Genomic DNA, 19,776 nt, shown 5'->3' on the forward strand with positions numbered 1-19,776 from the left:
TCGTCGCGGTTCTCATGAGCCGAGGCGAAGCGGAAGGGCGTGCGAGTGACCAACGAAGCGGACGCGGAGGGGCACGACCTGTTCGAATGGGGGCCGCCACGCGGGCTGCCCGGCCTTGTCCGCCTGTCGGTGCCGGCCCTGCCCACGGTCCGCGCCCGCGCCCTGCTTGCGCTGGCGGTCGGCTGGTTGCCGCTCCTGCTGCTGATCCTCTTCCTGCCGGGCCATGACCGGGCCGGCGACCTGCGCCATTTCCTGCGCGACATCGGGGCACATGCCCGCTTCGCCTTTGCCGTGCCGCTCCTGCTGGTCGCCCATGTCGAAACCGCGCGGCGGCTGGGCGCGGTGGTGCGCCATTTCGCCATTTCCGGGCTGATCCCGCCTGATGCCGGGGACGGATTGAAGGCTGAACTGGCCAGGGCGCGCGCGGCGGTGCGTGCGCCGGTCGCCGAACTGCTGGTGCTGCTCGCCGCCTATGCGATCATCCTGTGGTTGTTCGCGACCGGCATTTCGAACCATGGCCTGCCGGCCTGGACCATCGCCGGGCCGGGGCGGCTATCGGCGGCCGGCTGGTGGCATATGCTGGTCAGCCTGCCGCTGTTGCTGACGTTGCTCATGGGCTGGCTCTGGCGCATCCTCGTGTGGACGCGGCTGCTGCACAAGGTCGCGGCCATGGACCTGCGGCTGGTCGTCGCCCATCCCGACAATGCCGGCGGCCTGGGCTTTCTGGCCCAGTCGGTCCGGGCCTTCGGCACCTTTGCGCTGGGGATCGGCTGCATCACCGCGGGCCGTTTCGCCAACGTCCATCTCCAGGGCGCTGCGACGCCGATGACCGGCGGCTTCCTGATCGGTGGCACGGTGGCGCTGGTGCTGCTGCTGTGCGTTGCGCCGCTCGGCGTGTTCCGCCCGGTCATGGCGCGGGCCTGGCGGCGCAACGCGATGCATTATGGCGCGCTGGCGGTGGCGCTGGGCCGGTCGTTCGAGGGTCGCTGGTTCGATGGCAGCGCGAAGGAACAGCCCGATCTTCTCTCCGCGCCGGATTTTTCGGCGGCGGCTGACCTCTATGGCGTGGTCTCCAACGTCTATGCCATGCGCTTCCTGCCGGTCGACCTGCGCAGCCTGCTGATCCTGGTCGCGGCGACGCTGGCACCTTTTCTGGTGGCGATGTTCCTGTCGATGCCGACTGCGATGGTGCTGCAGGAACTGAAGGGGATGATGCTTTAGCGGTCGAGCGGCAGGATCACCGTGGCGCGCAATCCGCCCTCGGCCCGGTTGGCAAAGCCGATGCTGCCCTCATGTCCCTCGGCAATGGTGCGGGCGATCGACAGGCCCAGGCCCACGCCGCCGGTCTCGCGATTGCGCGACGCTTCGCCGCGATAGAAGGGCTCGCACAGCCGGTCGAGAATCTCGGGCGGAACGCCGGGGCCGGAATCCTCGACATCGACGATCGCCCGTGCGCCCTGGATGCGCAGGCTGACCCGCGCCGATCCGCCATAGCGCACCGCATTCTCGACCATGTTGCCGATGCAGCGGCGCAGCGCGAGCGCGTCGCCCTCTATCACCGCGCGCTGGCTGGCGGTGACGACGACATCATGGCCCATGTCGGCCAGATCGTCGGCCAGCGTCTCGACAATGGCCGACAGGTCGATGCGCGCGCGCTGGCGCCCTTCGGTCCCTTCGCGCATGAAATCGAGCAGGTCGGTGACCATCGCCCGCATTTCCTGCACATCCGCCTGCGCCTTGGCGCGCGGGCCGTCGGGCAATTGTTCCAGGCGGAAGGACAGGCGCGTCATCGGCGTGCGCAGGTCATGGGCGATCGCCACCAGCATGGCGGTGCGTTCCGACACATAATCGGCGATCCGCGCGCGCATGTGATTATAGGCGATGCCCATGGCGCGCACTTCGGGCGGGCCGCCGATCGGCAGCGGCTCGGCCCGTTCCGGCCGCTCGCGCGCGGCCCCTTCGGCCAGCAGGCGGATCGGCTGGGTAATGCGCCGCGCCACCCAATAGGCCGGCAGCAGCAGCAGGATGAAGATGCCCGCCATCAGCGACAGGGTGATCGCATACCAGCGCCAGTTCGGCCCCTGCCGACCCAGCAGCACCGACCAGTTCCTGCCATCCTCGCGCACGGCCAGGGCAAAGCTGCCGCGCAGCATCATCCGGCCGGGGTCGAACTCCATCCCCATGTCGGGTCGGGGCCCGATCTCCGGTCCGGGGCGCGGCATGCCGATCGGCGGCCGTTCCTGGATCAGCGCCACCGCATTGGCCGGCACGCCCAGCAGGCCGGCAATGCGCTCGGCCCCCGCACGGTTGCTTTCCTGCCCCGCGTCGGGCGCGGGGGCGCGATCCGATTGATAGCGGCTGATCTGCCAGCTTCCGGGCGGCTGGGTGCCGCCGCGCAGCAGCCCGGTCGCCTCCACCAGCATCATCGGCCGGGCATGGGGCGGGGGGCCGCGAAAGGCGACCAGCATCATCGCGCCCAGCGCCAGCAACAGGGTGGCGGCGACCAGAAAGACGATCCGCGTCAGGATCGAGGGATTGTAGCGCCCCCGCTCGCCGGCGCCCGGCAGCATTGCCGGGCTCACGCCGGGCGGACCTCGGCGGTGAACATATAGCCTTCGTTGCGGATCGTGCGGACCAGTTCGTCGCCCATCTCGCCACGTTCCAGCTTGCGGCGCAGACGGCTGACCTGGACATCGATCGCCCGGTCATAGCTTTCCGCGTCGCTGCCGGCCGAATAGTCGAGCAACTGGTCGCGGCTCAGCACCCGGCGCGGATGCTCGATGAAGGCGCGCAGCAGGCGGAACTCGCCATCGGTCAAGGTGACGACGACATTGTCAGGGTCGGTTAGCAGGCGCACGCCCATGTCGACCTGCCAGCCGGCAAAGCGCAGCCGCTGCCCGGCGGGCACCTGCGGTTCCGATGTCTGGCGGCGATTGCGGCGCAGCACGGTGCGGACGCGGGCGAGCAGTTCGCGCGGATTGCACGGCTTGGGCAGATAATCCTCCGCCCCCATTTCCAGCCCGACGATCCGGTCGATATCGCCGCCGATCGCCGACAGCATGATGATCGGCAGGTCGCCGCTCGCGGCCAGCCGGCGCAGGATCGACAGCCCGTCTTCGCCGGGCATCATCACGTCCAGCACCGCGATGTCGAATGTCTGCGCCGCCAGCGCCTGATCCATCGCCACGCCGTCCGCGACCGCGGTCACGGCAAAGCCATGCTGCTCCAGAAAATCCGACAACAGGATGCGGATGTCCGCATCATCGTCGACCACCAATATGCGCGATCCGTCCATATTGGCGGTCAGCATATCGATTGAAGGCGATCCCTGCAAAGTCATCCGCATAATTCCTGTCAGATGGCGATGCCGACCATCACCGTGCCGGTGAAGCCATTGGTCGTATCGCCGGTCATGGTGGGCGTCATCGCCGCGACCTGGGCCGACGTGTTGTCGCCGAACACATTGTCGCTGCTAGTCGTGATCTTGGCGAAGTTGGTCTTGCTGCTGGAATAGCCGCTGGTCGCATAGACCGTGTTGCAGGCATCCGTCGGCATCGCGAACTGCGACGTCAGCACGCGATTGGCATAGCTGGTCGCCTTGGCCAGGCTGGGATAGACCTCGAAATGGATATGCGGGTAGCGCCCGTCATAGCAGCCGGGGAAGATGCTGGTGAAGGTCACCTGGCCATTGGCGTCGGTCACGCCCACGCCGCGCAGGTAATTTTCGCCCGGCACGGTGTAGAGCGAATAGAGGCCGTCGCGGGTGCAATGCCAGATATAGACGGCATAGCCTTCCAGCGGCGCGCAGCTGCCATTGACGTTCACCACCGTGATGGTCAGCTGCATATAGATGCCCTCGGCCGTGCCGCTCGACGATCCGAAGCTCGACCGGATGTCGGTGCGCACGATGCCGGTGTCGTCCAGCACATTGACGACACTGCCATTGCTGCTGTTGGACCCGTCGGCCGGATAGGGGCCGTTGGTCTCTTCCGGATCGGCGATGCAGCTGCTCGACGTCGGGGTCGGCGTGGGTGTTGGCGTCGGGGTAGGGGTGGGCGTCGGCGTGGCGGTCGACGTGTCAGTGTCGCTGTCACTGCCGCCACCACCACAGGCGGTGATCAGCGCGGCGCTGCCGGCCGAAAAGAGCAGGCGCAACGTGCGGCGGCGACCCATCGCCTCGCCGGCCAGCTTGCGCATCTGCGCCAGGTCGTCGGCCAGGCCATGGCCATGGTCGTCATGCGCACCATCCTGCATCATCTCGCTCTACCCTTCTGTCGTCTGTGGACTGTCAGAAGGGCAGGACTAGGCGCGCCATATATCCCCGCGATGTCTCGACGTGGCGGCTTTGTAGCGCTTTATGTCAATGCCCGTTCAATGGCCGCGCAGCCGGGCAAAGGCCGGGCGCGGCAGGCTGGCAAGCGCCAGGCTGCTGCCGACCATCAGGGCAAGCGTTATCCAAAGGAAGGGCGCATAATTGCCGAATCGGTCGAAAATCGCCGACGCGCCCAATGGCCCGGTGGCGGTGCCAACCGATAGTGCCATCAGCAGTCCGCCATAAAGGCCGCCAAAGGTCTTGAGGCCGAAATGCTGGGTGGTGAGATAGACGATCACGTCGACCTCCGCGCCCAGTGTCAGGCCGATCAGCGCGGCCGCCGCGATCAGCAGTGCGACATTGTTTCCGGCGCCCAGCAATAGCAGGCTGGCGGCCGCCGGCAGCAGGAAGACGCCGGCACCGACCAGCGCTCCGCGGAACCGGTCGAGCAGCAGCCCGGTCGCCAGCCGGCCGATGATCGAACAGAGGCCCACGACCGAGGCTATGCCGGCCGCCCGCATCGGGTCCGCGCCGCGATCGGTCAGGATCGGCACGAAATGCACGACCAGCGCGATGATGGTGAAGGTGAAGAGCAGGCTGGCGAGCAGCAGGCGATGATAGATGGAGGATCGCACCCCTTCGGCCAGTGTGGCGCCGACTGCGGGTGCCGCAGCGGTGGCCGTCTCGGCCTCGCCGCGCCGCCGATCTCGCGCGCCGCGGAAGAAGAGGAAGATCAGCGGGAAGCTGCACGCCGCCCAGATCGCCGCCTGGATCGGCGCGGCGCGTTGCCAGCCATATTGGCCGATCAGCCAGCTGCCCATCAGCGGAAAGATGGCGACCGCGATCGATGCGCCGCACAGGGTGATGGCAAAGGCCAGGCCGCGTGACGCCTCGAAACGGGTGGCGACGGCACTGGTCCAGATCGTCGCCTGCACCGGCAGGGTCGCGAGCGCCAGCAGCGCCCAGAGCAGATACCATTGGCCGGGGCTGCCGGTCGCCGTGCCCAGCAGGGCAAAGGCGCCACAGGTCAGCAGCACGCCGACCAGCCCGAAGATGCGTGGCCCCAGCCGGTCGACCATCAGGCCGATCGGCACGGAAAAGACTGCCTGGACCAGGGTGGACAGGGTCAGGCCCACCGTCACCTGCGTCCGCGTCCAGCCGAACTGGTCGCTGATCGGCTGGATATAGGGGCCAAGCCCATAGATATGGATGACGCTGGTGGCATAGCCGAGCGCGGCCGCGATCGGCAGCATATAATGACGCCGCCATTCCGTAGCGGCACCGGGCTTGTCAGTTTCCATCAGCATCGCCTCTCCCCATCGCATCTTCTGTGTCGTCATGGTTCTGATCGATTTGCCGACAAAAAGCGAGGCTATCTCATTTATATCGCGGGGCGGGATTCCCTGCTGGTTTCCGCGCGCTGGCCCTGTATAGTCGCGCGGTTTGCCCATTCCCGCGAAAGCGCTTCATGCATCTTCTTATCGGCCTCGCCGGCATATTGCTGATTCTTGCCATTGCCTTTGCCCTCTCTTCCAACCGCCGCGCGATCCGGCTGCGCGTGGTCGGCGCGGCCTTCCTGCTGCAGGCGGGGATCGCGCTGCTGGTGCTCTATGTGCCGGCCGGACGCGCCATCATCGCGGGCATGTCGCATGGCGTCGCCAATCTGCTGGGCTATGCGCAGGCGGGGACCAATTTCATCTTCGGCCCGCTGGCGAAGCCCGAAATCGGCGGCGCCAGCTTCGCCATCGCGGCGCTGCCGGTGATCATCTTCTTCGCCAGCCTGGTGTCGATCCTCTATTATCTGGGCATCATGCAGTTCATCGTCCGCTGGGTCGGCGGCGCGATCGAGAAGGTGACGGGCGTGTCGAAGGTGGAAAGCCTGTGCGCCGCCGCCAACATCTTCGTCGGCCAGAGCGAAAGCCCGCTGGTGATCCGTCCCTATCTCGCCGGCCTCAACGGGCCGCAGCTGTTCGCGGTGATGACCAGCGGCATGGCGGGCGTCGCCGGCACCATCCTCGCCGCTTATGCCTCGATGGGGATCAAGATCGACTATCTGCTCGCGGCCAGCTTCATGGCGGCGCCCGGCGGCCTGCTGATGGCCAAGATCATGATGCCCGACGAACCGGAATGCGAACCGGAACTGCCGCTGGAGGATGATATCCACCTGCCCGAAACGCGCCGTGCGGCTGCGGTCGCGGCGGTGCTGAATGCGGAAACCACGCCGGGCGAACCCATGCCCGTCGCCACCCATGACGAGGAAAAGCCCGCCAACATCATCATGGCGGCGGCGCAGGGCGCCCAGACCGGCGTCAAGCTGGCCGTCGCCGTCGGCGCCATGGTGCTGGCCTTCGTCGCGCTGGTGGCACTCGCCAACGGCATCCTCGGCGGTATCGGCGGCATCTTCGGCTATCCCGAACTCAGCTTCCAGCAGCTGCTCGGCTATGTCTTCTCGCCGGTCATGTATCTGCTCAACATCCCCTGGAACGAGGCGCAGGTGGCCGGTGGCCTGTTCGGCACCAAGGTCGTGCTCAACGAATTCGTCGCCTACATCAACCTTGGCCAGGTGCAGGACGGCCTCTCGCCCTCGACCATCGCCATCATCACCTTTGCCCTATGTGGTTTCGCCAATTTCAGCTCGATCGCGATCCAGATGGCGGTGACCGGCAACCTTGCCCCCAATCAGCGGCCGATGATCGCCAAGCTGGGGCTGAAGGCGCTGGTCGCCGGCAGCCTGGCCAATCTGATGAGCGCCGCGCTGGCCGGGTTGATGTTAAGCCTTTAACCAAATCATTTCGATTACTTAACAGAGGCCCTACCCCCGGCTTAACAAATCGGTTATGGTTAACCGATGGGGGAACTTAGATTTTTCGCGGCCGTCTTAACGGCCATCGGCACCATTGGCATGGCAACGGCGCAGACCAACGCGCCTGCGCCCAAGCCTGGCACGCTTGAAACCTACAAGGACTGGACCATCGGTTGCGACAATCGCAACCGGTGCGAGGCGGTGTCGCTGCTGCCCGGCAGCGACTGGCCCGACAATCCGGTGATGGTCGGCGTCGCCCGTTCGGCCGGTCCCGATGCCGCGGCCGAAGTCTGGGTCAGCCGCGATGCCAAGGGTTCCTCCGACGTCAGCTTCCTGGTCGATGGCCGCAAGGTCGCGACGGTGACCGCGCGCGATGGCGACGCCACCCTGCGCGGGCCGCAGGCGTCGGCGCTGGCGATCGCGATGGCGCGCGGCAGCACGATGGAAGTGCGCACCGGCAACCGGTCGCTCGGTCGTCCCTCGCTCGCGGGGGCGGGCGCGGCAATCCGCTACATGGATGCGCGCCAGGGCCGGGCCGGCACCACAACCGCGCTGGTCGCGACCGGGCCGCTCGGTCCGCTGGCGGTGCGCGTCGCGCCGCCGACGCCGGCGATCCATCGCGCGGTCATCGCGACCGGCGATGCCCCGGCCGCACTGTGGCGCGAGGAGCGGACCGCGCTCGGCAAGTTCACCGGCTGCACCGACGAGATGGCCAATGGCCAGTCCGAACTGCATCGCCTGTCGAAGAATGACACGCTGATCCTGGTTCCCTGTGGCTCTGGCGCCTATAATTTCACCACCGTGCCGGTAATCGCCAGCGGCATTCCGGGCCGTCGCAGCTTCCGCTTCGCGCCGTTCGACTATGCACCCGGCTGGGGCACGGAGGAGATCGGCCATCCCACCCTGGTCAATGCCGGCTGGGCGCCTGAAAAGTCGCTGCTGCAAAGCTTTGCCAAGGGGCGCGGCATCGGCGATTGTGGCACCAGCCAGACCTATGTCTGGGATGGCAGCCGCTTCCGCCTGACCGAAGCGACCAGCATGGGCGAATGCCGTGGCGCCTGGCGCTGGATCCCCGTCTGGACCGCGCAGGTCGTCGAATAGGACGCGGCTGCAATAGGAAAATTGCAGCCCCGATGGCGCGCTTTGCAATGGAAATATTGCAGCGCACCCACCATATGATGGGCATGGCAAGCACCGCATCCCTTTCCGACGCGCCGCCGCAAGCCGCCGCTGCGCTGCCTAACCCGATCCGCGCCGTCATCTTCGACATGGACGGCACGCTGCTGGATACGGAGGCCGCGCATCGCGACGCCTTCGCCCGCACCGGTGCGGCGATGGGCTGGCCGATGTCGGACGAGATGCTGCTGTCGATGGTCGGTATCCATCGCGACGAAAATCTGCGGATGCTGGCCGACCGCATGGGGCCGGACTTTCCGGTCGATCAATTCTATGCCGACAGCGACGCGCTGTTCGTCGCCGCGCTGGAGGCCGGCATTCCGCTGCGGCCGGGCGCGGAGGTCATATTGGATCATCTGGCCAGGGCCGGTATTCCGATGGCGATCGCGACCTCGACCATGGCGCCCTATGCCCAGCAGCGGCTGGAGAAGGCCGGGCTGCTTCCCTATTTCCAGACCGTCGTCACCCGCAATGACGTCGACCGGCCCAAGCCCGACCCGCAGCCCTATCTGCTGGCGGCTGAGCGGCTGGGCGTCGATCCGGCCGATTGCGTCGCGGTGGAGGACAGCCATGCCGGCGTCCGCGCCGGCGTGGCAGCGGGCATGGCGACGGTGATGGTTCCCGACCTCCTGCCGCCGACCGAGGAACTGGTCCTGGCGGCCAGCGCCGTCCTGCCCAGCCTGCACGACCTGCGCGACCTGCTGCTCGCGACGGAATAGGCTGGGGGTGGCTTCAGGGTGTCTGAAGCATCGGCCCCAGATCGCGCACCGCATGGATGACGCGCTGAACGGTGACCATCTCTCCGTCCACATGATAGGCGATCAATAGCCGGCGCTCGAAGGTCAACGTCCTCAGGCCCGCGATTAGATCATCGCGCGGATATCCGCGATCGGGGAAGTCGGACAGTGCGGCAACGCGCTCTTCGATCCGGGCCAGATAGCGATCGGCCGTGGCAAGGTCGGCTTCCGCACGCACCCAATGGTGGATCACAATCAGATCCTCGATCGCCAATGCCGACAATCGGACATGATGGCTCATGCCTTGTCGATCGCGGCCCTGACCTGCGCAAATGCCTTGTCGAGCGGCATCGGGGGGCGAGGGTCGGCCAGCGCTTCTGCCACGCGGACGCGCACCAGTTCGTCCAGCACAGCCTCTTCGCGATCCAGCGCGCGCAGACCGGCGCGCATGACTTCACTCATGGATGCATAGCGGCCGGATGCCAGATGGCGCTCGGCATGGGATGTCATTTCGCCCAGCGTCACGGTGATTGCTTTCGCGGCCATGCCTGCCTCCATTCCGATATGATTTTATCATATCGCATCTTCGGCTCCGATGCCAGTTGCCGGGCGGCGGCAAGACCCTTACGCTTGCTTTCCTACTCGGCCTTTCTCTGATCTATCCTGGAGGATGGAAGGCGCGCTCTATCCCCGCCCTGCACCGTGGCGTTTCAGCCGCCCAGTGTCGCTTCACTGTCGCCTCGCTGTCGCGTCCGTGTCGCGTCGAAGGCGCGTCGCCATGACCCGATTGTCGCGCGACTGTCGCTTCACCGGCGCGGGGCAGGCGCATGGCCGGCGCATTTGGCCGGAATCAGCCCCACGACACTGTGAACTTCGACTGTCGCGTGAAATTCCCCGGCCGATTCTACCCCGCCTTCGCCAGCACCAGCGCGAACAGGCCGTCCGGGTCCATCCATTCGGCCGTGGGTTCCCACCCGCCCGCGCGCAGCAGCAGCCGTTCGTCGCGCGCACCATATTTATGGCTGCTCTCGGTGTGAATCGTCTCGCCGGCCTTCATGTGAAAACATTGGCCCGCGACATGGAAATGCAGCGGTTCGGTCGCTTCCAGATGCATCTCGATCCGCGCCTTCTCGTCATTCCAGATGGCGCGATGGGCGAAGGCATCGACCGGCAGGTCACCCTCCAGCTCGCGGTTGATCCGCACCAGCAGGTTGCGGTTGAAGGCGGCGGTGACACCGGCCTCATCGTCATAGGCGGCGATCAGCCTATCGCGATCCTTGATCCGGTCCATGCCGATCAGCAGCATCGCCGCGTCGCCCAGCAGCCGGCGCATCGCGCGCAGCAGGTCGACGGCGGTGTCCGGTTCGCTGTTGCCGATGGTGGAGCCGGGGAAGAAGCCGAGCCGCGGCAGGCCGTCGATCGCATCGGGCAGGGCCAATGTGCCGGTGAAGTCGCCGACCAGTGGCAGCACCGGCAGACCGGGAAAGGCGCTCGCCAGTTCGGCGCTGCTCGTGCGCAGGAAATCGCCGCTGATGTCGATCGGCACATAGGCGGCGGGATCGATTGCCCGCAGCAGATGCGGCGTCTTGCGCGCGCTGCCGGCGCCGAATTCGACCACCGCCCGGCCGGAGCCGATGGCGGCAGCGAAATCACCGCCATGGCCGGCCAGCAGCGCGGTTTCGGTGCGGGTCGGATAATATTCGGGCAGGTCGGTAATATCCTCGAACAATTCCGACCCGCGCCGGTCGTAGAACCAGATGGGCGGGGTCGCCTTGGGCGATCGGGCAAGGCCGGCCAATATGTCGCGGCGGAATGCCGGGTCGATGGTGCGGGCGGCGGGCATGTCGTGCGTCAGCAGCATGGGGCTTACAGATCCTTGGCCAGCCGCAGTCCCGTGAACTGCCAGCGTTGATGGGGGTGGAAGAAATTGCGATAACTGGCGCGGACATGGCCGCGCGGAGTGGCACAACTGCCGCCCTTCAGCACGAACTGCCCGGACATGAACTTGCCATTATATTCGCCGACCGCACCGGGGGCGGTGCGAAAGCCGGGATAGGGGCGATAGGCGCTGCCGGTCCATTCCCACACATCGCCGAACATCTGGGTCAGGCTGGTGCCGTCTTCGGCGGCGCGGGGGCGGGGGCAGGCGGCGCCGTCCAGTTGCTCGCCACTGGTCGGCGCGATGTTGAGCGCCGCGCTTTCCCACTCCGCCTCGGTCGGCAGGCGCGCGCCCGCCCAACTGGCATAGGCGTCTGCCTCATACAGGCTGATATGGCAGGCCGGAGCGGCGGGATTGACCGGCTGGCGTCCGTCCAGGCCGAAACGGGTCCAGCCCTTCTCGCCGCGCTGCCAGTAGAGCGGCGCCTCGATCCCTTCCGCCTGGACCCATGCCCAGCCATCCGACAGCCACAGCGCCGGATCGCGATAGCCGCCATCCTCGATGAAGCTGATCCATTCGCCATTGGTGATCGGCCGGTGGGCCAAAGCATGGGGGCGCAGGAAGACCTTGTGGCGCGGCCCCTCGCAATCGAAGGCGAAACCGGTCTTGCCGTCGTCGCCGATCTCGACCAGCCCCTCGCGTCCCTCGATCCAGTGCAGCGGTCCGGGCACCGGCGCGGGCATTGCCCTGGGCGCATCGAACAGGGCAGGGGCGATGGGATTGAGCGAAAAAAGATGCTGCAGGTCGGTCAGCAGCAATTCCTGATGCTGCTGCTCATGCTGCAGTCCCAGTGTCACCAGCGTGCAGGCGGCCTCCGGCAGATGCGGCATGGCGGCCAGCAGTGCTGCATCGACATGGGCGCGATAGGCGCGCACCTCGTTCAGGCTCGGCCGGGTCAGCATGCCCCGCATCGGCCGGGCATGGCGCGGCCCTTCGGCCTCATAATAGCTGTTGAACAGATAGGCGAAACGGTCGTCGAAGGGGCGATAGCCCTCGACATGATCGCGCAGGACGAAGGTCTCGAAGAACCAGCTGACATGAGCCAGATGCCATTTGGCGGGCGATGCGTCGGGCATCGACTGCACCGTGGCATCCGCGTCGGACAGGGGCGTCGCCAGCGCCTGCGTCAGGGCGCGGACGGCGCGATAGTGTTCCGCCAGCGCGTCCTGTCCGGGCTGGATCCAGATTTTGGCCATGCACGCCCCTTTCGATACGGTTGCACCGCTCTCGCAAGGGGTAAGCGCATGACCGGGCAGGTCGGTTCCTTGCCGGCCCGCCGTGGTTCAGAATCAGGCGGCGGTGCGCTCCGGCCGGGCACGGCGCAGCTGGTTGCGACCATTGGCCTTGGCTTCGTACAGCGCCTGGTCGGCAAGGCGCAGCACCTCGTCCATCTCCTCGCCCTTCCAGCGACAGATGCCGGCGGAAAAGGTGATCGGGCGGCCATCGACATCGCCCAGCGGATGCTCGCGAATCTGTTCGGCCAGGCGGGCCAGCGACCAGCTCGCCTCATCCTCGATGCAATGTTGGAAGAAGACGGCAAATTCCTCGCCGCCCCAGCGCGCGACCATGTCGATGCGCCGGATCTGGGCCGACAGGCGGGTGGCGAAATCGCGCAGCACCCGGTCGCCCTCGTCATGGCCCAGCCGGTCATTGACCTGCTTGAAATGATCGATGTCGATGATCGCGATGCAGCCCTGGCGCTTTTCGACCGGCAGCTCGTCGATCTGCGCCAGCAGGCCGCGCCGGTTGGCGATGCCGGTCAGCGGATCTTCATGCGCCGCCACCTGCAATTCGTCCATCTGCGCGCGGGTCGATGTCGCGGCGCGGTGGACGCCGGCATAGAGGGTGCGGATCACGTCGCCGACTTCAGGCAGGACCGGCGCCTCCGGGCTATCGGGGCGCAGCGTATCGGCCAGCGCATGGATCGGACTCAGCAGCGCGCCGATCCCCATCAGCGCCATGATCGTGCCGACCAGCGTGGCGCCAAGCAGCAGCAGGAACTCGGCCAGTGCGATCCGGCCGGTGGCCATGCCCCAGCTGATATAGCCGATCAGCGGCAGATGGGTGGCGACGAAACAGAGTGCGAACAGGCGCAGGCGCAGGCTGCGCGGAAAGATGAAGGATGTTGCCAGATAGAATTGCATCTTGGCCCTCTCACTAATTGCGAATAACCCGCAAATTTGGAGAATTGGCTAAACGCGCTCTGAATGAATAGGGTTAATGTTGCGCTGCAAGGCAAAGCGTGGCCGATGGTAGCCAGGCCGTTGAAATCAGACCTGTCTTGACGCGCCCGGCACCCATTTGACGTCGCGGGCACCATTGTCGTTCAGCCGGCGGGCAAGCACGAACAGCAGGTCGGACAGGCGGTTGAGATAGGCCAGCGCCTGCGGGTTCAGCGCGACATCGGCGGCTGCGGCCGTCGCGCTGCGCTCGGCCCGGCGGGTGATCGCACGGGCGAGGTGGACGGCGGCTGCGGCCGGACTGCCGCCGGGCAGGATGAAGCTGTCGAGTGGAGCCAAATCGGCGTTCATGTCGTCGATCTGCTGTTCCAGTCGCGCGACCTGCCCGGCAATGATGCGCAGCGCCCAGGGTTCGTCCGCGCCGTCCGGGATCGGCGTGGCGAGGTCCGCGCCCAGATCGAACAGGTCGTTCTGGATGGTGGTCAGCCAGCCCCCCTCGGGCCTGTCGCCGATCGCCAATATGGCCAGGCCGATCGCGCTGTTCGCCTCGTCCACGTCGCCCACCGCCTGCATGCGCGGCGCATGTTTGGGCAGGCGCGATCCATCGACCAGACCGGTGGTGCCCGCGTCCCCGGTGCGGGTGTAGATCTTGTTGAGCTTGACCATCAGGCCTTAGCCATTGCCCTTCATCATCAGCAACAGGGCGATGATGATGACGGCGCCGGCCTGGAACAGGATGCGGTTCATCATCATCCGGTTCTGCTTCAGGCTGGACGGGCGCGGCGCCCCCTCCGGCAGGTTCAGTTCCTCCTTCGTCGCCTGGAGGAAGGCGATGATGCCGCGGACCAGCGCGAACAGGGTCGCGGCCATGGCAAGGATCAGGGCGATGACGAGCACGGTGGTCATGGGGGGATGCTAGGCCGCTCCGGCGGTGATGCCAACCGGAAAGCGCCCGGCGCGCAGATCATCGGCCAGGCGCTGCGGGTCCATGCCGGCGCCACGCAGTTCCGCCAGCGCAATCGCCCCGTCCCGCTTCGCCAGCCGCTTGCCATCGGCGCCCAGCAGCAGCGGGTGGTGGATATAGGCGGGGCTTGGCAGGTCGAGCAGCGCCTGCAGCAGGCGATGGATGTCGGTCGCGGCGCGCAGGTCATTGCCGCGCAGCACATGGGTGACGCCCATCGCCGCATCGTCCAGCGTGCAGGATAGATGATAGCTGGCCGGCGCATCCTTGCGCGCCAGCACGACGTCGCCCGCCGCCGCTGGATCGGCGGCAATCTCGCACGGCGCCGCGTGGGGATCGGGCGGATAGGGCAGGGCGGCCCAGTGGAGCGTTCCCGCCCGTGCGACCGCCGCCTGCATGTCGATCCGCCAGGCATGGGGCATGCCCGCCGCGATACGTTGTGTGCGCTCGGCGTTCGGCAGGGCGCGACAGGTGCCGGGATAGACCGGGCCTTCCGGGCCATGCGGCGCGGTCAGGCTCGCCTGGATATCGGCGCGCGTGCAAAAGCAGGGATAGAGAAGGTCCATCGCGCGCAACTGGTCGAGCGCTGCGTCATAGTCGGCCAGGTGCTGCGACTGGAAGATGATCTCCCCATCCCATGCCACGCCCAGCCAGCGCAGATCCTCGACAATACCGTCGACATGTTCGGGCCGGCTGCGGGTGCCGTCGATATCCTCGATCCGCAGGCGAAAGGCGCCACCCGCGGCCCGTGCCAGGTCCATCGCCATCAGCGCCGACCAGCCATGGCCGACATGCAATCGACCGGTGGGGCTTGGCGCGAAACGACTCACAAGATGCTGTGGTGCGGTGGATTGAGTCATACAGGCTCTTGACGGCGGATATTCGTTAATGCTGTCATGCTCTTGTCACGTTGTTGGTCGATCAGCGGCGTCGGCAAGGGGGTAGAGGCGACTATGTACCATCCCGACCTGATACGGCATCCGGAAAACTGCCCGGCGCTGGTTTTGAATGCGGACTATACCCCGCTCAGCTATTATCCCCTGAGCCTGTGGCCCTGGCAGACCGCCATCAAGGCGATTTTTCTGGAGCGGGTGGATATCGTCTCTTCCTATGAGCGGGAAGTCCACAGCCCCAGCCTGCAGATGCGCATCCCCTCGGTCATCGCGCTCAAGCAATATGTGCGGCCCTCGGAGCATCCGGCCTTCACCCGGTTCAACCTGTTCCTGCGCGATCGTTTCAGTTGCCAATATTGCGGCACGACGCAGGATCTGACCTTCGACCATGTCGTGCCGCGGCGCGCGGGTGGCCGCACCACCTGGGAGAATGTCGCGACCGCCTGTTCGCCCTGCAATCTCAAGAAGGGCGGGCGCACCCCGCGCGAAGCGGGCATGCAGTTGCATGTCCAGCCGATCCGGCCGACCAGTTGGCAGTTGCAGGAGCATGGCCGCGCCTTCCCGCCCGGCTATCTCCACGAAAGCTGGCACGACTGGCTCTATTGGGATGTCGAACTGCTGGCCTGACGAGCGGCGCGTCAGCTCATCGCGGGCAGCCAGTCCAGGTCCATATGCTTGTGCCGGTTGGTATAATGGCCGATCTCTTCCAGCCGGGCCATGTCGACCAGCGTGATCCGGCCATTGGCGCGGCTGATCAGCTTTTCCTGCTCCATCTGCCGGATCATCCGGTTCACATGAACAGACGTCAGGCCGATCGCGTCGCCAATCTCTTCCTGCGTCAGCTTCAGGTCGAAACTGTCGGTGATGCTGTCGTCCGTCACGCGCAGCCGATCGAACATGTCGAGCAGGAAGGAGGCGACCCGCGCCCTGGCCGATGTGCGGCCCAGCGAGGCAAGCCGATCGGTCATCGCCACCCGCTCCGCATTGGACAGCAGGAACAGCAGGGCGGCGACGCGCGGATATTCCTCCAGCAGCCGGCGTAGCGCATGCTTGTCGAACGGGCAGACGATGGCGTCCGACAGGGCGACCAGTGATTCCGGGGCCTTGCTATAGATGGTGCTGGCCGAACCGATGAAATCGCCGGGGAAGTAGACGCGCAATATCTGGCGGCTGCCATCGGGCAGGATGACATAGCTCATGACCCGACCTTCGCGCAGCACGAACAACTCAGTGATCGTCTCGTTGACGCGCTGGATCATGGCCCCGCGTTTGATCTTGCGGGGATTTTCTTCCAGCCGAGCCAATGCTGCTTTTTCTGCGTCGGACAGGGGAACCGTCTTGGCCAGTCTTTCCGCGAAACAGCTCGTCGCCACCAATACACCTTCTTCTTGAAATTGTTGTTACGATGGCAGAACGCCCCAACCTCCTTTTGGCTGCATTTCGGCAAGGCGCACTAAACTCGATCAAGGTTGCGGCGATCCGCGAAAATAGTCTTCCGCCGCGCCCGTCCCTGCCCGTTTTTCACGCCGAACGACCGCGCGCGCGCCTTGCACGGCGCGCAATAGACGCTATGAAACCTAGCCAATGGACCGCATTCACATTCGCGGCGGCAAGCAACTCAATGGCCGCCTTCCCATCTCCGGCGCTAAGAACGCTGCCCTGACGCTGCTGCCCTGCGCGTTGCTGACCGACGAGCCCGTCGCGCTGCGCAATCTGCCGCGCCTGGCCGACGTCGACAGCTTCGGCCATCTGCTCAACCAGCTTGGCGTGTCGACCATGATCGAGGGCGCCCGTCCGGAGGATTTCGGCCGCGTCATGACGATGCGTGCCGGCCGCGTGACCTCGACCGAGGCGCCCTATGACATCGTGCGCAAGATGCGCGCGTCGATCCTGGTGCTCGGGCCGCTGCTCGCCCGCGCCGGCGAGGCACGGGTGTCGCTGCCCGGCGGCTGCGCGATCGGCAACCGCCCGATCGACCTGCACCTCAAGGCATTGGAAGCCTTCGGCGCGATCATCGAGATCGCGGCCGGCTATGTCCGCGCCAGCCTGCCCGATGGCGGCCTGCCCGGTGGCATCTATACCTTCCCGGTGGTGTCGGTCGGTGCGACTGAAAATGCGCTGATGGCGGCCTCGCTCGCCAAGGGCACCTGCATCCTGGAAAATGCCGCGCGCGAGCCGGAGATCGTCGATCTCTGCAAGCTGCTGATCGCAATGGGCGCCGATATCGAGGGTGTGGGCACCGACAAGCTGGTGATCCATGGCCGCGATCGTCTCCACGGCGCGACCTACAGTGTCATGCCCGACCGTATCGAGGCGGGCAGCTATGCCTGTGCTGCGGCGATCACCGGCGGTTCGCTCGACCTGATCGGCGCCAATGCCGACGACATGCACGCCATCCTGGCCGCGCTGCGCGACGCGGGCGTGCAGGTCGACGAGCATCGCGACGGCATCCGCGTTTCGTCCGACGGCAAGCTCAAGCCGCTGACCCTGTCGACCGCGCCTTTCCCGGCCTTCCCGACCGACATGCAGGCGCAGTTCATGGCGATGCTGACCAAGGCGGAGGGCGCATCGGTCCTGACCGAGACGATCTTTGAAAATCGCTACATGCATGTGCCTGAACTGGCGCGCATGGGTGCCGACATCAGCGTCAACGGCCGCACTGCGGTCGTACGCGGCGTCGACAAGCTGGTCGGTGCGCCGGTGATGGCGACCGATCTGCGCGCCTCGATGAGCCTGATCCTGGCCGGCCTTGCCGCCGAAGGCGAGACCATCGTCAGCCGCGTCTATCATCTCGATCGCGGTTATGAGCGGCTGGAGGAAAAGCTCTCGGCCGTCGGCGCCGACATCGAGCGGGTCAGCGATGGCTGACGGACGCGGCCTGGCAACGGATCGGGCGGCGCTGCTGGCGCTTTATGATCTCGACGCCGGCGGTTTCCGTACCCTTGACGATATCACCAGCTTCGCGGCGCAACTATGCGGGGCGCCGATCGCGCTCGTCAGCATTGTCGAGGATGTAAGGCAGCGCTTTCTGGCGCGGGTCGGGCTGGATGCGGAGGAGACGCCGCGTGACGTCTCCTTCTGCGCCCTTGCCATGCTGGGCGACAATATCTTCGTCGTGCCCGACGCGACCCAGGATGCGCGCTTCATCGACAATGCGCTGGTCACCGGTGCGCCGCATATCCGTTTCTATGCCGGGGCGCCGCTGGTCGGCGGCGATGGCGAGCCGCTGGGTGCGCTCTGCGTCATCGATACGGTGCCGCGCGATGACCTGACCCCGCTGCAGCGCCAGGGGCTGTCGCTGCTGGCGCGGCAGGTGATGGTGGAACTGGAAGGACGCCGCCGCGATCGCGACGTGATCGCCCAGCAGCGGCTCGACGCGGCAGCGGTGGCGGACAGCGATCGCATGTTCCGTACCCTGGCCGACACCATGCCGCAAATGGTCTGGTCGACCCTGCCCGACGGCTATCATGATTATTATAATGCGCGCTGGTATGAATATACCGGCGTGCCGGCCGGATCGACCGATGGCGATGCCTGGAACGGCATGTTCCATGTCGATGACCAGCCCAAGGCCTGGGAGAAATGGCGCCATTCGCTGGCGAGCGGCGATCCCTATGAAATCGAATATCGACTGCGGCATCGCGACGGCCTCTATCGCTGGACGCTGGGGCGCGCCCTGCCGATCCGCGACGCGCAGGGGCAGATCATCCGCTGGATCGGCACCTGCACCGAGATTCACGAACAGAAGCTGATGCTCGAAGAGCGCGAGATGATCGCGCATGAACTGTCGCACCGGATCAAGAATATCTTTTCCGTCATCGCCGGCCTTATCGGCCTGTCGGCGCGCGAGCGTCCGGGCATGCAGGAAGGGGCGGACGACCTGCGCGACCGCATCCTGGCGCTGGGACGGGCGCATGACTTCGTCCGGACCCATGGCGGCGGCGTCAGCATGGCGGAGGAACAGGCATCGCTTCATGGCGTGCTGGAGGAGATTTTCGCGCCCTATGGCGGTCGCGAGCGGTTGCAATTGTCGGGCGAGAATCCGCCGATCGATGATCGCTCGGCGACGCCGCTGGCGCTGCTGTTTCATGAACTGGCGACCAATGCCGCCAAATATGGCGCGCTATCGACGCCCGATGGCTTTATCGCGCTGCATGTGGTGACGCAGGATGAGCATATCCGGCTCGACTGGCGCGAAGAGGGCGGGCCGAGTGTGGCGCCGATCGCCAGCGAAGGCTTTGGCAGTCGCCTGATCGCGCTCAGCGTCGAGCGTCAGCTGGGTGGTCAACTCGAACGGCAATGGTGCCCCGAAGGACTTCGGCTCAGCCTGCGGATACCGCGACGCTCGATGCACCGCGCTGCGGCGGGAAGGGCGTAAAGCCGGCAATTTCCGCCGTGGCGAGGTCGGCTGCTTCGGTGGCGGCCAGGCGCACGGTCTGGGCAATGCTCTGTGCGCGGAAGGGCTTGGTGACGACGCCCAGCGCGGCAACGGAAGCCGTGCCGATCTGCGCCGGATTGGCGGTCACATAGATGACCTTGATGCCGAAGCGGCTGGCCAGTTCCATGCCGATGGCAGGACCAGTGGGGCCATCCCGCAGGTTGAGGTCGACCAGGGCGATGTCGCAGGATTCGGCGGCGGCCATCGCCGCCTCGCGGTCGGCCGCGATGCCGCCGACATCGAAGCCGGCATCCTGCACGATCTGTTCGATTTCCAATGCGACGAAAATCTCGTCCTCGACGATCAGAATCTTCTTGCTCATCCCTGCGCCCGCTTA

General features: G+C 66.2%; 21 protein-coding genes. 7 read left to right on the forward strand and 14 right to left on the reverse strand.

Going from position 1 to position 19,776, the window contains the following annotated elements; all coding sequences use genetic code 11:
* Positions 1-45: 45 nt before the first annotated feature.
* Entirely contained in the window at positions 46-1,221 is a 1,176-nt protein-coding gene (locus tag DIZ22_RS21010; protein WP_234415653.1) for a hypothetical protein, read from the forward strand.
* Here DIZ22_RS21010 and DIZ22_RS21015 read toward each other — a convergent pair.
* The 4 genes from DIZ22_RS21015 to DIZ22_RS21030 all read right to left on the reverse strand — a co-directional run bounded on the left by DIZ22_RS21015 (position 1,218) and on the right by DIZ22_RS21030 (position 5,619).
* Positions 1,218-2,570 carry an ATP-binding protein gene (locus tag DIZ22_RS21015; protein ID WP_048936351.1) on the reverse strand — a complete coding sequence of 451 codons (1,353 nt, stop codon included), beginning with the start codon at positions 2,568-2,570 and terminating at the stop codon, positions 1,218-1,220. The two genes, DIZ22_RS21010 and DIZ22_RS21015, sit on opposite strands and share 4 nt — an antisense overlap.
* 8 nt (positions 2,571-2,578) lie before the next feature.
* Positions 2,579-3,310 carry a response regulator gene (locus DIZ22_RS21020; protein WP_037490911.1) on the reverse strand — a complete coding sequence of 244 codons (732 nt, stop codon included), beginning with the start codon at positions 3,308-3,310 and terminating at the stop codon, positions 2,579-2,581.
* Positions 3,311-3,354: 44 nt separating this feature from the next.
* A complete protein-coding gene (locus DIZ22_RS21025; protein ID WP_122928721.1) occupies positions 3,355-4,257 on the reverse strand; it encodes an intradiol ring-cleavage dioxygenase in 903 nt (300 codons plus the stop codon).
* Between the two features lie 114 nt (positions 4,258-4,371).
* Positions 4,372-5,619: an MFS transporter gene (locus tag DIZ22_RS21030; RefSeq protein WP_048936353.1), complete on the reverse strand. Its 1,248-nt coding sequence runs from the start codon at positions 5,617-5,619 to the stop codon at positions 4,372-4,374.
* Positions 5,620-5,780: 161 nt separating this feature from the next.
* Between DIZ22_RS21030 and DIZ22_RS21035 the strand changes: the two genes are divergently transcribed.
* From DIZ22_RS21035 to DIZ22_RS21045, 3 genes are all read left to right on the forward strand, one after another.
* Entirely contained in the window at positions 5,781-7,094 is a 1,314-nt protein-coding gene (locus tag DIZ22_RS21035) for a nucleoside transporter C-terminal domain-containing protein (protein ID WP_004210148.1), read from the forward strand.
* Positions 7,095-7,160: 66 nt separating this feature from the next.
* Positions 7,161-8,216: a DUF1176 domain-containing protein gene (locus DIZ22_RS21040; RefSeq protein WP_048936354.1), complete on the forward strand. Its 1,056-nt coding sequence runs from the start codon at positions 7,161-7,163 to the stop codon at positions 8,214-8,216.
* A 32-nt stretch (positions 8,217-8,248) separates the two neighbouring features.
* Positions 8,249-9,010: an HAD family phosphatase gene (locus tag DIZ22_RS21045; RefSeq protein ID WP_080993510.1), complete on the forward strand. Its 762-nt coding sequence runs from the start codon at positions 8,249-8,251 to the stop codon at positions 9,008-9,010.
* A gap of 13 nt (positions 9,011-9,023) precedes the next feature.
* Here the strand turns inward: DIZ22_RS21045 and DIZ22_RS21050 are convergent, their stop codons facing one another.
* The 8 genes from DIZ22_RS21050 to gluQRS all read right to left on the reverse strand — a co-directional run bounded on the left by DIZ22_RS21050 (position 9,024) and on the right by gluQRS (position 14,968).
* Positions 9,024-9,329 (reverse strand): type II toxin-antitoxin system RelE/ParE family toxin, encoded by a 306-nt coding sequence (locus tag DIZ22_RS21050; RefSeq protein WP_048936355.1) that lies wholly within the window; start codon positions 9,327-9,329, stop codon positions 9,024-9,026.
* A complete protein-coding gene (locus DIZ22_RS21055; protein ID WP_099231618.1) occupies positions 9,326-9,574 on the reverse strand; it encodes a type II toxin-antitoxin system ParD family antitoxin in 249 nt (82 codons plus the stop codon). The genes DIZ22_RS21050 and DIZ22_RS21055 overlap by 4 nt, the downstream gene beginning before the upstream one ends.
* A gap of 358 nt (positions 9,575-9,932) precedes the next feature.
* The gene (gene egtD / locus DIZ22_RS21060) at positions 9,933-10,889 is read right to left on the reverse strand and encodes an L-histidine N(alpha)-methyltransferase (protein WP_048936356.1); all 957 of its coding nucleotides are present in this window, start codon (positions 10,887-10,889) and stop codon (positions 9,933-9,935) included.
* Between the two features lie 5 nt (positions 10,890-10,894).
* Positions 10,895-12,163, reverse strand: coding sequence for an ergothioneine biosynthesis protein EgtB (egtB, locus tag DIZ22_RS21065; RefSeq protein WP_048936357.1), 1,269 nt, complete (start codon positions 12,161-12,163; stop codon positions 10,895-10,897).
* 93 nt (positions 12,164-12,256) lie between these two features.
* Positions 12,257-13,111 (reverse strand): GGDEF domain-containing protein, encoded by an 855-nt coding sequence (locus DIZ22_RS21070; RefSeq protein ID WP_004210153.1) that lies wholly within the window; start codon positions 13,109-13,111, stop codon positions 12,257-12,259.
* Positions 13,112-13,237: 126 nt separating this feature from the next.
* Positions 13,238-13,813, reverse strand: coding sequence for a cob(I)yrinic acid a,c-diamide adenosyltransferase (locus tag DIZ22_RS21075; protein ID WP_048936358.1), 576 nt, complete (start codon positions 13,811-13,813; stop codon positions 13,238-13,240).
* 6 nt (positions 13,814-13,819) lie between these two features.
* The gene (locus DIZ22_RS21080; RefSeq protein ID WP_004210155.1) at positions 13,820-14,053 is read right to left on the reverse strand and encodes a twin transmembrane helix small protein; all 234 of its coding nucleotides are present in this window, start codon (positions 14,051-14,053) and stop codon (positions 13,820-13,822) included.
* Between the two features lie 9 nt (positions 14,054-14,062).
* Complete coding sequence (gene gluQRS / locus DIZ22_RS21085) at positions 14,063-14,968, reverse strand: tRNA glutamyl-Q(34) synthetase GluQRS (RefSeq protein WP_164488921.1); 906 nt, start codon at positions 14,966-14,968, stop codon at positions 14,063-14,065.
* Positions 14,969-15,061: 93 nt separating this feature from the next.
* Between gluQRS and DIZ22_RS21090 the strand changes: the two genes are divergently transcribed.
* Positions 15,062-15,628, forward strand: coding sequence for an HNH endonuclease (locus DIZ22_RS21090; protein ID WP_004210158.1), 567 nt, complete (start codon positions 15,062-15,064; stop codon positions 15,626-15,628).
* An 11-nt stretch (positions 15,629-15,639) separates the two neighbouring features.
* Here DIZ22_RS21090 and DIZ22_RS21095 read toward each other — a convergent pair whose 3' ends face one another.
* Positions 15,640-16,377, reverse strand: a complete 738-nt coding sequence (locus tag DIZ22_RS21095; protein ID WP_004210159.1) for a Crp/Fnr family transcriptional regulator — start codon at positions 16,375-16,377, stop codon at positions 15,640-15,642.
* 208 nt (positions 16,378-16,585) lie between these two features.
* On the opposite strand from DIZ22_RS21095, the gene murA reads away from it, so the two are divergent.
* Together murA and DIZ22_RS21105 are read left to right on the forward strand one after the other, a co-directional pair.
* Positions 16,586-17,869, forward strand: a complete 1,284-nt coding sequence (gene murA / locus DIZ22_RS21100; RefSeq protein ID WP_004210161.1) for a UDP-N-acetylglucosamine 1-carboxyvinyltransferase — start codon at positions 16,586-16,588, stop codon at positions 17,867-17,869.
* Positions 17,862-19,379 carry a PAS domain-containing protein gene (locus DIZ22_RS21105; protein ID WP_048936360.1) on the forward strand — a complete coding sequence of 506 codons (1,518 nt, stop codon included), beginning with the start codon at positions 17,862-17,864 and terminating at the stop codon, positions 19,377-19,379. The genes murA and DIZ22_RS21105 overlap by 8 nt, the downstream gene beginning before the upstream one ends.
* On the opposite strand, the gene DIZ22_RS21110 is transcribed toward DIZ22_RS21105, so the two are convergent.
* Complete coding sequence (locus tag DIZ22_RS21110; protein ID WP_037515798.1) at positions 19,324-19,761, reverse strand: response regulator; 438 nt, start codon at positions 19,759-19,761, stop codon at positions 19,324-19,326. The two genes, DIZ22_RS21105 and DIZ22_RS21110, sit on opposite strands and share 56 nt — an antisense overlap.
* Positions 19,762-19,776 lie beyond the last annotated feature (15 nt).

It is taken from the genome of Sphingobium sp. LF-16 (genome assembly GCF_003711185.1).
GTDB lineage: Bacteria > Pseudomonadota > Alphaproteobacteria > Sphingomonadales > Sphingomonadaceae > Sphingobium > Sphingobium yanoikuyae_A.

Bases quoted from the DNA above. Each gene is read 5' to 3' on its own strand.
- DIZ22_RS21015 (WP_048936351.1), bottom strand. From the start codon at position 2,570: ATGCTGCCGGGCGCCGGCGAGCGGGGGCGCTACAATCCCTCGATCCTG.
- DIZ22_RS21020 (WP_037490911.1), bottom strand. From the start codon at position 3,310: ATGCTGACCGCCAATATGGACGGATCGCGCATATTGGTGGTCGACGAT.
- DIZ22_RS21025 (WP_122928721.1), bottom strand. From the start codon at position 4,257: ATGATGCAGGATGGTGCGCATGACGACCATGGCCATGGCCTGGCCGAC.
- DIZ22_RS21030 (WP_048936353.1), bottom strand. From the start codon at position 5,619: ATGCTGATGGAAACTGACAAGCCCGGTGCCGCTACGGAATGGCGGCGT.
- DIZ22_RS21035 (WP_004210148.1), top strand. From the start codon at position 5,781: ATGCATCTTCTTATCGGCCTCGCCGGCATATTGCTGATTCTTGCCATT.
- DIZ22_RS21040 (WP_048936354.1), top strand. From the start codon at position 7,161: ATGGGGGAACTTAGATTTTTCGCGGCCGTCTTAACGGCCATCGGCACC.
- DIZ22_RS21045 (WP_080993510.1), top strand. From the start codon at position 8,249: ATGGCGCGCTTTGCAATGGAAATATTGCAGCGCACCCACCATATGATG.
- DIZ22_RS21050 (WP_048936355.1), bottom strand. From the start codon at position 9,329: ATGAGCCATCATGTCCGATTGTCGGCATTGGCGATCGAGGATCTGATT.
- DIZ22_RS21055 (WP_099231618.1), bottom strand. From the start codon at position 9,574: ATGGCCGCGAAAGCAATCACCGTGACGCTGGGCGAAATGACATCCCAT.
- egtD (WP_048936356.1), bottom strand. From the start codon at position 10,889: ATGCTGCTGACGCACGACATGCCCGCCGCCCGCACCATCGACCCGGCA.
- egtB (WP_048936357.1), bottom strand. From the start codon at position 12,163: ATGGCCAAAATCTGGATCCAGCCCGGACAGGACGCGCTGGCGGAACAC.
- DIZ22_RS21070 (WP_004210153.1), bottom strand. From the start codon at position 13,111: ATGCAATTCTATCTGGCAACATCCTTCATCTTTCCGCGCAGCCTGCGC.
- DIZ22_RS21075 (WP_048936358.1), bottom strand. From the start codon at position 13,813: ATGGTCAAGCTCAACAAGATCTACACCCGCACCGGGGACGCGGGCACC.
- DIZ22_RS21080 (WP_004210155.1), bottom strand. From the start codon at position 14,053: ATGACCACCGTGCTCGTCATCGCCCTGATCCTTGCCATGGCCGCGACC.
- gluQRS (WP_164488921.1), bottom strand. From the start codon at position 14,968: ATGACTCAATCCACCGCACCACAGCATCTTGTGAGTCGTTTCGCGCCA.
- DIZ22_RS21090 (WP_004210158.1), top strand. From the start codon at position 15,062: ATGTACCATCCCGACCTGATACGGCATCCGGAAAACTGCCCGGCGCTG.
- murA (WP_004210161.1), top strand. From the start codon at position 16,586: ATGGACCGCATTCACATTCGCGGCGGCAAGCAACTCAATGGCCGCCTT.
- DIZ22_RS21105 (WP_048936360.1), top strand. From the start codon at position 17,862: ATGGCTGACGGACGCGGCCTGGCAACGGATCGGGCGGCGCTGCTGGCG.
- DIZ22_RS21110 (WP_037515798.1), bottom strand. From the start codon at position 19,761: ATGAGCAAGAAGATTCTGATCGTCGAGGACGAGATTTTCGTCGCATTG.